Origin of the sequence: Paludisphaera mucosa, from assembly GCF_029589435.1 — a bacterium.
Taxonomy (GTDB): Bacteria; Planctomycetota; Planctomycetia; order Isosphaerales; family Isosphaeraceae; genus Paludisphaera; species Paludisphaera mucosa.
Genome location: NZ_JARRAG010000001.1, coordinates 1,850,160 through 1,862,444 on the forward strand (window position 1 = coordinate 1,850,160; position 12,285 = coordinate 1,862,444).

Genomic DNA, 12,285 nt, shown 5'->3' on the forward strand with positions numbered 1-12,285 from the left:
GGCGGTCTTCGGCCGACCGTCGGCTGCGCCCATCGCCCCCCTTTCGAAGGCCCTGAGCGACGTCGCAATGACGGCTGCCGCGCGGAAATTCGGATCGCAAAGCGGCGCGTTCGAGCGGATTCGGCGACTAAACAGTTGATCGGGAGAGATGGACGATCGGAACGAAGCGACCGAGAACATGGGGGCGGCGTTTCGATCCACCCCGAATGGAGTTTTCACGTGTCGATCCCCGCTCACCCCTTGAGCACGCTTGAGGACGCGCCGAGGATCCGGAGAGCAGGCGTGACGACCGGGCGGTGGAGGAAGTCCGCGTTTCTTGCGGTCGATGCACGAGATCCCCGTCGTCCCGCGTCGGCCGATTTCGACTCGATTCTGGACGCCTTCAGAGTTGACATCTCGGCCGCGGCGGCAGGCGGACGGCGGGTCGCGACGTCGGGCCCCGATCGAGAGAAACCCGGCGGCCTCTCGAAACGACCCCCGGCGATCCACGCGTGCCGCGCCGGGGCCTGGCGTGCCCCTCGAGGCGGTCGACTCGTCCGCTGCGACATCAACGTCGTCTCGTTGAATCAGTCCGCCGGCGACCGAGCGTGGAGATCGAATCCGTCCAGAATTGGCTCAAGCGTCACGGGAGAGCGTGCCGCCCCGATCGAGCATCTCGGCCTTACGAGACCGCTCGGAGCTACGGACGACGAGCAAGGCTCTCGACGCCCCGGTTGGCGGCCTCGAAGAGGCGGCGGCGAAGCAGGCCTCCCGCGGCGATCAGTGCGGACGCGCCGCAGAGGACCAGGCTCGAGGGCTCGGGCACTGCGCTGACGGAGACCTTGTCGATCCCCAGGGCGCTGTCAAAGAACGAGTCGTTGTCCACCGCGTTCGCGACACCGAATTCCAGCGTGTAAGATCCGCCCGACGCGATCAGGAAAGAGACCGACACCCACCCCGTCGTGCCCTGAGGTCCGACGGTCGCTTCATCCGCGCTGAAGAGGGTGGCGACCAGGTTCTGCGACCCGTCGTAGAGTCGGGCGTACCCGTAGTCGTTGTTCGCGTCGTCCCCGGTGTCGAAGAAGACGTCGAACGAAAGCGTTTCGCCGGCGCTCGCCTGGAAGGTCTGCGACAGGGTCGTCGCCACGTCCACTCCGAGGCCCGTCCTGAGATAGCCCAGGTAGTCGAGGTCGGTCGGGAAGAAGGTCCCGCCCGTGCCCAGCGAAGAGACCGAGAACTCCGCGGTCGCCAGCGAGGGATCGTTGGCCGACCATCCCGCGAGATCCCCCGTCTCGAAGGAACCGTTGATGACCCCAGCATCGACGCGAGACGCGGTCGAGGCCGTCAGCCCGAGCGCGACGATCAGCAAGACTGGATAGGAACCGAATCTCATCGTTAAGCACCCTCGTCACATCGACTCGGCCTTGAGTCCATGATGCCCATCCCACACGGATGAGTCGGAGATCGAATAGGGGGCCGATTATTCAGTGGGTTTGAGCGAGATGCAAGAAAATAATTAATTAGGGTCCTTTTCGACTAGTCTGAAAAATTTAGTAGTTTATCCGTGCTATTCTCATGATCAGATTCGACGTGCACGGATCGACCCCAAACCGGTCGGCCCGATCTCGAACCCTCGCACCTCGCGCCTGACTCGTCCGGCCCGGTGCAGGCCGTCCGACGCGCTCAACCGATTGGGCCGTCGTCGACTCACGATCCGTGGGATCGGACGGACGAATCCTCTTCCTCGATCCCGACCTGAGCCGCCCGCAGGCCGGCAGGCCGTCCCCGGCGGACGACGGCATGGACCCCGGGTCCGACGTCGATTCGCCATTCATGCGGCGACGGTGCGGGCGGAGGCTCCTCTGGATAGGAGTATCCAGGTAAGCTGTGGGAGTTGCTCGCGACGAACGCTCCTGGGACCGCGGACGCCTCCACCTTCCGTCGAGCCGTCGGGTCTCCTCGGATCGGCGTCGAACGGTCTGTTGCTACGAGGTGACGAATGCGATTCGAGGTCCGCACCCCGGCCGGTCCTGGACGAGTCGGACCCGTCGTTCGAACTGCCGCCGGGATCGCCCCGCTGCTCGTCGCTCTCTCGACGACGTTTCCCGTGAAAGCCGCCGACGAGTTCGAACGCGAGGTTTTCCCGATCCTTCAAAAGCATTGCCTCGCGTGCCACGGGCCCGAGAAGCGGCGCGCCGGGCTGAGGGTCGACGTCAAGAAGGTCGTGTTCGAGGCGACGGACGCCCGCGGCGCGGCGATCATCCCGGGGCGGAGCGGTGACAGCCCGATCTACCGCCTGGCGGCCGGCCTCGACGACGACGCGGTCATGCCGCCGAACGACGAAGGCAAGCCCACCCTCACCGAGCCGGAGCTGAGCGTGCTCCGCGCGTGGATCGACGCCGGGGCTCGATGGCCGGACGGCGTCGGTGGGACCGTCGAGGATCCCGGCCGGCACTGGGCTTTCCATCCGCTGCACCGTCCAGACCCACCACGAATCGAGGCGGCCGACGTCCGCAACCCGGTCGACGCATTCCTGGAGGCGCGCCTTCGCGAGAAAGGCGTTGCGCTCGCGGGGCCGGCGGACCGAAGGGCCTGGATCCGCCGGCTCTCATTCGACCTGCTCGGCCTGCCCCCGACGGTCGAGGAGGTCGACGCTTACCTGGCCGACGCCGCTCCCGACGCCGACGAACGATTGGTCGACCGGATGCTCGCCTCGCCGCGTTACGGCGAGCGTTTCGCGAGGCTCTGGCTCGACGTCGTCCATTTCGGCGAGAGCCATGGGTTCGGGATGGACCGTCCCCGCAACAACGCCTGGCCCTATCGCGACTACGTCATCAACGCCTTCAACGCCGACACGCCGTACGCCCGGTTCGTCCAGGAGCAGATCGCCGCCGACGCGCTCTTCCCCGACGAGCCCGCGAAGACGCCCGCACTGGGATTCGCCGCTGCGGGGCCCTTCAACCAAAGCGCCCTCGTCGAGCAGACCGACGGCACGGAATGCAAGAAGATCGCCCTGAACCTCGATCGCGACGACATGGCCGCCAGCGTGGCCTCGACCTTCCTGAGCCTGACCGTCCAGTGCGCCCGCTGCCACGACCACAAGTTCGACCCGATCCCGCAGACCGACTACTACCGCCTGCAAGCGGTCTTCGCCGGCGTCGGCCGCGCCGAACGCGAATACGACGCCGACCCGGAAATCGCCGCACGCCGAAAGGCGCTCGTCGCCCTGAAGGCGGTCGTCGCGAGCGGATCGGTCGTCCCGGCCGAATCCGAGGAGGAGCGGCGACGATTGGACGAGTCGCGAGGAGCCTGGGAAGTCCGCTCGCTCTCGGGGCTCGGCAGTTGGATCACGCTCTGGCCTTCCGAAGCGAAGGCCGAGAGCGGCGCTCCGCTCGCGGTTCTGGAAGACGGTTCGATCCTGGCGAAAGGGCCGATCCCTGCGGTCGACGCGTATACGCTTACGACCGCTCCACCCGCCGGGACCAAATCGCTGCGTCTCGAAGTGCTGACCGACGATTCGCTTCCGGCCCATGGCCCCGGCCGTGCCGAGAACGGCAACCTGACCCTCACGGAATGGAAAGCCCTCGCCGTCGCCCCGGACGGCTCGACGAAGCCCGTCGCCTTGAAGGGCCCGGCCGCCGACTTCCAGCAAGTGGACCAGAACGTCGCGCGAGCTTTCGACGGCAACGATGCGACGGGTTGGGCCGTCCATCCGGAGGTCGGCAAACCGCACTTCGCGGTCGTCGACCTCGCCGAGGACTGGGCCCCGGCGCCCGGGACGTCGTTGCGGATCGTGATGGAGCAGAAGCTCGGTCGTCAGCACGTCATCGGGCGATTCCGACTGTCAGCTTCAAGCCTGGCCCGTCCCGCAGCGGACTTCGTCTTCCCCGCTGACGTCGCCTCGGCCCTAACGACCCCCATCGGCTCTCGCACGGCCGATCAGGAGGCGACGCTCACGCGCCATCATCGCCGGGTCGACGTCGATCGGAGGCTCGGCGAGCTGCCTGCAACGAATCGAGTGTTCGCGATCGCGAGTTCCTTCCCGGCGTATCGCAACTACAAGCCGCCGGGAGAGCCCTATCCCATCCGCGTGTTGAAGCGAGGCGACGTCGGCCAGCCCGGCGACGCCGTTTCGCCCGGAGCCCTCGGCTGCATCGCGGCGGTCCCGTCGGTCTTCAACCTCGAAGCGCCAGGCGATGAGAAGGCGCGTCGCGCCGCGCTGGCCCGCTGGATCACCGATCCGGCCAACCCGCTGACCTGGCGGAGCATGGCCAACCGCGTCTGGCAGTGGCACTTCGGCGTCGGCCTGGTCGACACGCCCAACGATTTCGGCAAGAACGGCAGCGTCCCCAGTCATCCCGAGTTGCTCGACTGGCTGGCCGCCACGCTTCGCGACGACGGCTCGCTCAAGAACCTGCATCGCCTGATCGTGACGTCCGCCGCGTATCGCCGTTCCAGCGGCGGGAGGGCCTGGCCCGAGGACTCGGACAATCGACTCCTCTCGCGGATGAACCGGCGTCGCCTGGACGCCGAGCAGGTCCGCGACGGCCTGCTGGCCGTGTCCGGGCGGCTCGATTTCAAGATGGGGGGGCCGTCGGCGAAGCAATTCGTGTACAGCGATCCCAACGTCGAGGTCTCGCCGCGGATCGACTACGTCGGCTTCGACCCCGACGCGCCCGAGTCGCTGCGGCGCGGCGTCTACCGGTTCCTCTTCCGCAACGTCTCCGACCCTTTGCTCGAGGCGTTCGACGCCGCCGACCCCTCCCTGCCGACACCCCGACGGAACTCGACGATCACGCCCCAGCAGTCGCTCTCGCTCTGGAACGGTCGCTTCGCCCTGAGGCAGTGCGAACACCTGGCCGCCCGCCTGGAGCGCGAGGCCCCCGATCTCGAAGCCCGGGTCGAGCTGGCCTGCCGCCTCGCCTGGGGACGCCCTCCGGAGGCCGGCGAACTCGCCTTGCTCCGGGGGCACGCCGAGCGTCACGGCCTGGCAAACGCCTGCCGACTCGTACTCAACGCCAACGACTTCCTGTTCGTCCACTGACACCGACCCGGCCTCCCAGGCGGATTCCAAAGGCTGAACATGAATCGATCCGCGAACGAACCGGAAACGGGACGCCACCGTCAGTCGCCGATCGGGCTGGACCGTCGGGAGTTCCTGTCGCGCTCGGCCGGGGGCTTCGGCGCGCTCGCACTCAACTGGCTGGCCCAGCGGGAGAGCGCCGCCGGGACGCATCACCGCCCCAGGGCGACGCGGGTGATCCAGCTCTTCATGCTGGGCGGAGCCAGCCAGTGCGACACCTTCGACTACAAGCCCGAGCTGATCCGTCGCCACGGCGAGTCGGTGCCGTTCACCGTCACGGGCGGGACGGTGACCACGGCGGGGCCGGTCCTCAAGAGCCCCTGGAAGTGGGCCCGCCACGGCGAGACGGGCCGATGGGTCACCAACGCCCTCCCTCATCTCGCCGGCTGCGTCGACGACATGGCGTTCCTCTACTCGATGCACGCCCCGACCAGCGAGCACAGTGCTGCGCAGACGATGCAGGGGAGCGGGTTCGTCATCCCCGGCTTCCCCAGCGTCGGCTCGTGGGTCAGCTACGCCCTCGGGAGCGAGAGCGACGACCTTCCCGCCTTCGTCGCCCTGCCCGACCCGGTGGGGCTGCCCTGGACGGGGAAGGCCGCGTGGACGAACGGGTTCCTGCCCGCCGTCCACCAGGGCGTCATGCTCAACCCGTCGGCCGTCGACCCGGTCCCCGACCTCTTCGCGTCCAAGAGCGCCCGCTACGTCACGGCCGAGAGCGAGCGTGAAGGCCTCGGCGAGCTTGCCGCCCTGAACCGGCTCCAGGCCGCGGCCGCGCCCGGCGATTCCCGACTCGAGGCGCGGATCGCCGGCTACGAGCTGGCCGCACGGATGCAGCTCGCCGTTCCTGACGTGCTGGAGGTTCAGGCCGAGTCTCGCGCCACGCATGCCCTGTACGGGCTCGACGACCCGCTGACCGAACCGTTCGGTCGCAACTGCCTGATCGCCCGCCGGATGGTCGAGCGCGGGGTGCGTTTCGTGCAGGTCTGGTGCGGGTCGGGCATCAACGGCGGCGCCCAGAACTGGGACAACCACGGCGACGTCACGCCCGGCTCCGATTTCGAACGCATGTGCGTCCGGTCCGACCGGCCGATCGCCGGCCTGCTCAAGGACCTGAAGGCGCGCGGGCTGCTCGACGAGACCGTCGTCCTCTGGACCACCGAGTTCGGCCGCACGCCGTACAGCCAGGGGGGCAAGGGCCGGGATCACAACGGCAACACGTTCGTCTCTTGGATGGCCGGCGGCGGCGTCAAACCGGGCGCCTCGTTCGGGGCGAGCGACGAGTTCTCATTCCATGCCGCGGTCGATCCGATCATGTGCTACGACCAGCACGCCACGCTGCTCCACCTCCTCGGCATCGACCACCGCCAGCTCACCGTGCGACACAACGGCGCCGATCGCCGCCTGACCGACGTGCATGGCAAGGTGCTGCACGAGATCATCGCCTAGAACCGCTCGTGCGGCCCGGGCTGTCAGCCCGCGATCGTGGCCTTGCGGGCGAGCTGCGCCGAACGGCGCCGAACCTCCATCAAGCCGCCCAGCTCGCGGGCGAGTCGCGGCGTCTGGTCGAGAAGGGCGTTGAGGTGGTCCGTGTCGAGCACGAGCACGACGAGGTCGTCCGTCGCCGTGACCGTCACCTCGCTGACGTTCGTGCTCAGGATCGCCTGCTCCCCGAAATACTCGCCGCGCCCGATCCGAGCGATCTCCACGTCGGAGTCTTGCCGATCCCGGATCGTCAGCACGGCCTCGCCTTCGAGGATCAGGTGGAGGCCCGCCAGGCTCTCGCCTTCGGCGACGACGCGCTCGCCCCGGGCGTAAGTGCGGACGCGAGAACGAGGACCCTGGCGATCGTCGCCGACGTCCTCCTTCAGGGCGAACTGGGGGAAGTCGCGCAGCAGCCCCTCGGGGCGGACGCCGCGGCGGCGGTCCAGGTCGGCCTTGTCGAGAGAGATCTCCGTCTGCGTGGGGAAAGGGATCGTGAGGCCGTGCCGCTCGGCGGTATACCAGATGCGGGTCATGAACTCGTCGCGGACCCCGCCGAGAGCCTCTTGATTCGTCACGGTGAAGATCGCGCGATAGTTGATCGCGAAGTCTCCGTAACCGATCGTGCGGACGAGCGGGCCGGGGTCGAGCAGGACGCCGGGCGTCTCGCGCAGCGTCTCGACCAGGACCTGCTTGACCTTGTTCGGGGGGTCGTCGTACGAGAATCCGAGTTCGACGACCTCGGTGCGCATCCGCGTGGGCCGCGAGAGGTTGCTGAAAGACCCCTTGTAGAGCGCCGAGTTGGGCACGATTCGAAGTTCGCGGGTCCCTGTCTCGATGTGCACCGAACGCCAGTTGATCTCGACGACCTTGCCGGTGACGCCGTCGACGGCGATCCAGTCGCCCAACGACAGGGGACGCTCGAACAGGAGGACGAGGCCCGCGAACAGATTCCCCATCGGCTCCTGGAGCGCCAGGCCGATGACGATCGACCCGACGCCGAGCGCCGTGGCGAGGCGGGCCAGGTCGAAGCCCCAGACGGTCGAGAGGACGATCGCCCCGCCGATGAGCACGAGGATCGACCGGACCAGGTCGATGAACAGCTTGGGGACCCGCGACCGCCACGTTCCGGACGCCGCCGAGGCGAAGATCACGTCGTTCACGAACGAGAGTCCGGCGTGGATCGCGAAGATCCCCAGCACGGTCTCCACGATCCGCAGCGTCCACGAATCGGGGGCGAATTCCAGCACGCGCGAGAGCAGTCTCTCGACGGCCACGACGGGGAGTATCAGGTCGCGGACGATCCGGAGGGTCGAGGCGAGGGGGCGGCGGCGACGGTGCAGGCGATGGATCAACTCGCTGAGCACCACGACGGCGATCGGGAAGCCGATCACGAGCGCCAGCCCCCAGAGCATCGGGGGCGAAGCCTGCAGCGCCTGGAATTCCTCGCTCATGCGAGAGTCCTCGACGGGTGTGATAGGGGCGCGGCGGCTAGAATTTCACCCTCCAGACGGGAAGCATGCCCTTGGCCGAGAGTTCGAGCTCGCCGAGCGGCTCGAATTCCTGGAGGTCTCCCAGGCGGTCCCGGACGTCGCGCGTGACCTGGATGGAGTTGGCGTCGCCCTTGGCGATCAGGCCCTGGGCGATGACGACGGTGTCGCCCCACAGGTCGTAGATGAACTTGTTCATGCCGACCACACCGCCGACGACCGGTCCCGAGTTGACCGCGATGCTCAGGGTCAGGCCGGGGAGGCGGTCCTTGTTGAACCGGCGCACGATCCGGAGCATGTCCTTCGCGAACTCGACGACCCGGTTCGTGTGATCCGGCCGCTGCACGGAAAGTCCGCAGACGGCCATGTACGACTCGCCGACGGTTTTGACCTTCTCGACGCCGTGCTTCTCCGCCGCCTCGTCGAACGCGATGACCAGCTCGTTGAGGAGTCCCAGGGTCTCGTCGGCGGGTTTGCCGTCGAGGGTCTCCGAGAGCCCGTGCATGCGGGCGAAGAGGACGGTCACGTCGGCGAAGTTTTCGGAGAACTGCTTCTCGCCCTCCTTCCGGCGCTTGACGGCGGAGGAGGGGAGGATGTTGAGGAGCAGCTCCTCGTTCTCGCGGACCTTCTGGTCGATCAGCTCGTTCTTGGCCTTGAGGTTGCTGGTCATGCGGTTGAACGCCTCGGCCAGCTCGTGGAACTCGTCGCGGCTGCGGACCTTCACCTTCACGTCGACCTGCCCCTCGCTCACGCGCCGGGCGCCCCGGGTGAGCTGACGGAGCGGACGCGTGAAGATCCGCGAGAACATCAACGCCAGCAGGGACACTACGAGGACGATCGCCACGGCCGTCGTGATCAGCCAACGCTGGAACCGTCGGACGGGTTCCAGGGCTTCGTCCATGTCCATCTTGGCGACGACGGCCCAGCGGTTCTTCTCGCCGCCGATGAGCCCAGGCAGCTCGATCGGCGTGAAGCTGGCGAGCGTCGGCACGCCGCGGTAGTCGCGCTGGCTCACCGTGCCGGTGATCCCCGACGTCCCCAGGCGAGCGGCCTCGGATTCGACGCGCAGGCTCAGCACCGACGTCCCCGAGCGCCGGATCATGGCGATCCCCTGTTCGGTCGTCCCGGCGTCGCGAAGCTTGTCGAGGAACCGCTCCAGGCCGGCCTCGCGTCGCTTGGCGACCTCGGCCACGGGTAGAGGCTTGCCGTCGGGGCCGGAGGTCTCGACCGCCTGGATCTCCCAGATTTCGCGAGATCGCGACCTCATATAATGATCCGCGCCCACGAGGTAGGCCTCGCCGGTGCTCCCGAGGCCTTCCCTCCGCCAGCCCTCGTCGCCGGTCAGGATCCGGCTGAACTGGTCGATGGGGAACTTCAGCACGAGGACGCCGATCATCTTGTTGTCGTCGAAGATCGGGCTGCCGATGAAGGAAGTCGGCAAGTTGCCGTTGGGCCGATAGCGCTGGAAGTCGACGAGCCGGAAGTCGTCGCGGTCCATGCCCTTCTGGATCGCCCGGAACAGCTCGCCCAGGTTGGAGTTGGCATAGGGGCCGGTGAGCAAGTTGGTGGCGAACTCCACCGACTTCTGCTCGCTGTAGACGACCTCGCCCGACTTCGAGTCGATCAGCACCACGTCGTCGAATCCGAGATTCTCGCGAATGAGGCGGAAGTAGGGATGGAACCGCTTGTGCGCGGCATCGTAGGGGCTGCCGTCTCCCGAAGAGTCGAGCTTATGCTTCAGGCGGTAAGGCGACGGGTTCCGGGCGAGATACTGATACTGCAGGTAACGAGAGGCCACGATCCGGGGCACGTAATTCTCGAGGACCGGATCGGCGTCGAGGCTGGACTTCAGGAGCGGCAGGAAATCGTCGCGATAGAACGCCGTGAGCTTGTCGTCCCATTCCGGCGGGATGGGTGAGTCGTTCAGATCGTCGAACCCCGCGATGTAGGACTTCATCGCCGTCACGAAGGTCTCGTCGGCCGAGAGCGAGATCACCTGGCCGCGGATCTGCTGCAAGCGGTCGACGACCAGCGTCGTCTTGATCCGGCAGACGCCCGCGAGCTGATTGCGGACGGCGCCGATCACCGCCTCCCGGCCGCTGAAGTAGCCGATCCCCGCGACGACGAACATCGACGCGATGCTGACTCCCAGGAGGATGAGCAGGAGCTTGGACTGGATCGAGAGGCGATGGAAGGGGGTCGTCAAGGTCGCGTCGTCCTTGGAGTTGCGGCCGTCCGCCCCGCGAGCGACATCGTCGTCGCCCGCCATGCATGGAGGGTTTCGGGTCACACCAGAGTAGCCGCTCGGGGCGTCCCGTCAATCGGTGGCCTCTCGAGCGCACTCGAATCGGAATCGAGGCCTGGCCCGGCGCGGATCGTCGGCGAGATTCGATCCAACTCCTTTCTGGTCTTCGTGCGGGCGTCCCGAACGGGTTTTTGATCGGGTTTTGCCGTTTGTACCGGATTCTCAAGGCCGTTGCGGCCGATATCGAGAAGCGCGGTCCGCGAGCGGACGGCCGTGCTCCGGGTGGCTTCAGGTTTTGCGACGAGGGTGGAGTGAGGCGACCGACATTCGACCTCCGTTCGGCCGGCCTGCGAGGCCTGCTGCTCGCCGCTTGCTCGCTCTGGGCGGTAAGCGTCTGCGGCCAGGACTCGGGAAGTCCGTCGTCGGGGAAGCTGTTCGAAAGGCCCATGCTCGGCCCGATGCCCGGCTCGCCCGAGCCGGGCCTGCCGACGTCGCCGGGGGCGCTCGCGCCCAACCCGTTCTCGCTCGATCCCGGGATCATCGGCGGTCGACGGCGCGGCCTGGGGAGGGTCGATCGTCCGGGGGCCCGGGGGTTCTCGCGATCCAACGTCCAGGGGCCGGCGACGCTCCCCGAGCCGTTGCCGGGCGTTGAGCAACCGGAGGCGGGCGAAGGTCCCCCGGCCGGCGACGTGAGCGAACTGGTGGACGACGAGGGTCCCGCCGACGGCTTGACGCTCGATGCGGCCATCGAGCGGCTGAAGTCGTCGAACCTCGACGTCCTGGCGATCCGCTACGAGCTGCCCCAGGCCCAGGCCGAAATCCTCACCGCCGGCCTCCGCAACAATCCGCTGGTCTACGTCGACAGCCAGTTCATCCCCTACGACTCTTACAGCTCCCGCCGCCCCGGCGGGCCCACACAGTACGACGTGAACATCACTTATCCTATAGACGTATCACACAAACGCAAGGCGCGGGTGGCGGTCGCCTGTGCGGCGAAGAAGGTCCTGGAGGCGCAGTTCCAGGACATCGCCCGTCGCCAGATCGGCAACGTCTATCGCGCCTTCGTCGACCTCCAGTCGGCGCGCATCGGCCTGCTCGCGCTGGAGTCGCTGGTCGGCCGCCAGGAGGTGATCCTGGACAAGGTGCGAAAGGGTGAGGGTCCCAAGAAGCCGACCCTCCTGGAGTACGACCGGCTGGTCCTCGAACTGGCCAAGACCCGAGCCGGGCTGTCCGACGCCCGCGACGCCCTGGCCGACGCCCAGGAGGCCCTCGCCCTGCTGCTCGCGTGGCCCGAGGACGACGTCGCGAAGCTCCAGCCCCGCGGCCGGCTCCGCACGCCGCATCCGATGCCGCCGCCGCTCGAAGAGGCGATCCGCGAAGCCAAGGCCGCCCGGCCCGACCTGGCCGCCGCCCGGCTGGGAATCCGCCGCGCCGACTCGGAAGTCCGCCTCGCCCGGGCCAATCGGGTCGACGACGTCTACTTCTTCTACGACCCGTTCAGCTATCAAGACAATCGCCCGTTCCAGGCGCTCAATGCCCGATCGTGGGGGCTCGGCGTCACCTTTCCCGTGCCGATCTTCAACCGCAACCAGGGGAACATCGCCAAGGCGAGGGTCAACCTGACCCAGACCCAGGCCGAGGCCTCCGCCCTGGAACGACGCGTCGCCGCCGAGGTCCGTCAGGCCTACCGCGAGTTCGTCTCCGCACAACAGACGCTCGCCCTGGTGGAGCGCTCGGTCGTCGACCAGGCCCGCGACGCCCGCGAGCGCGCGATCGCCGGATTCACGTCCGGCGAACTGGAGGTCGGCGACTACCTGGACCAGCTCGAAGACGACGCCGACTCCGCCCGCCTCTACCGCGACGCCGTGCTGCGGTACCGCCGCAGCATGCTCGACCTCAACACCGCCGTCGGGTCGAGGATCATGCCCTGATGGTCCCGATGAGCATCGCGACGCTCGGGGCGACCCTCGGTCGGACGAGCCGTGTCGTGTGGTGAGTTGAGCGCGACA

The 12,285-nt window shown here is 67.7% G+C and carries 6 protein-coding genes; 3 read left to right on the forward strand and 3 right to left on the reverse strand.

Annotated features, from left to right (window positions below):
• Window positions 1-679: 679 nt before the first annotated feature.
• Window positions 680-1,372, reverse strand: a complete 693-nt coding sequence (locus tag PZE19_RS07505) for a PEP-CTERM sorting domain-containing protein (RefSeq protein ID WP_277859959.1) — start codon at window positions 1,370-1,372, stop codon at window positions 680-682.
• 714 nt (window positions 1,373-2,086) lie between these two features.
• Between PZE19_RS07505 and PZE19_RS07510 the strand changes: the two genes are divergently transcribed.
• Both PZE19_RS07510 and PZE19_RS07515 read left to right on the forward strand, forming a co-directional pair.
• Window positions 2,087-5,023 carry a PSD1 and planctomycete cytochrome C domain-containing protein gene (locus PZE19_RS07510; RefSeq protein WP_277859960.1) on the forward strand — a complete coding sequence of 979 codons (2,937 nt, stop codon included), beginning with the start codon at window positions 2,087-2,089 and terminating at the stop codon, window positions 5,021-5,023.
• Window positions 5,024-5,062: 39 nt separating this feature from the next.
• Window positions 5,063-6,508: a DUF1501 domain-containing protein gene (locus PZE19_RS07515; protein ID WP_277859961.1), complete on the forward strand. Its 1,446-nt coding sequence runs from the start codon at window positions 5,063-5,065 to the stop codon at window positions 6,506-6,508.
• Between the two features lie 23 nt (window positions 6,509-6,531).
• On the opposite strand, the gene PZE19_RS07520 is transcribed toward PZE19_RS07515, so the two are convergent.
• The gene (locus PZE19_RS07520) at window positions 6,532-7,995 is read right to left on the reverse strand and encodes a mechanosensitive ion channel family protein (RefSeq protein ID WP_277859962.1); all 1,464 of its coding nucleotides are present in this window, start codon (window positions 7,993-7,995) and stop codon (window positions 6,532-6,534) included.
• A 37-nt stretch (window positions 7,996-8,032) separates the two neighbouring features.
• Window positions 8,033-10,237: an adenylate/guanylate cyclase domain-containing protein gene (locus PZE19_RS07525; RefSeq protein ID WP_277859963.1), complete on the reverse strand. Its 2,205-nt coding sequence runs from the start codon at window positions 10,235-10,237 to the stop codon at window positions 8,033-8,035.
• Window positions 10,238-10,587: 350 nt separating this feature from the next.
• Here PZE19_RS07525 and PZE19_RS07530 point away from each other — a divergent pair, with 350 nt between their 5' ends.
• The gene (locus tag PZE19_RS07530; RefSeq protein WP_277859964.1) at window positions 10,588-12,207 is read left to right on the forward strand and encodes a TolC family protein; all 1,620 of its coding nucleotides are present in this window, start codon (window positions 10,588-10,590) and stop codon (window positions 12,205-12,207) included.
• The last annotated feature ends 78 nt before the right edge of the window (window positions 12,208-12,285 follow it).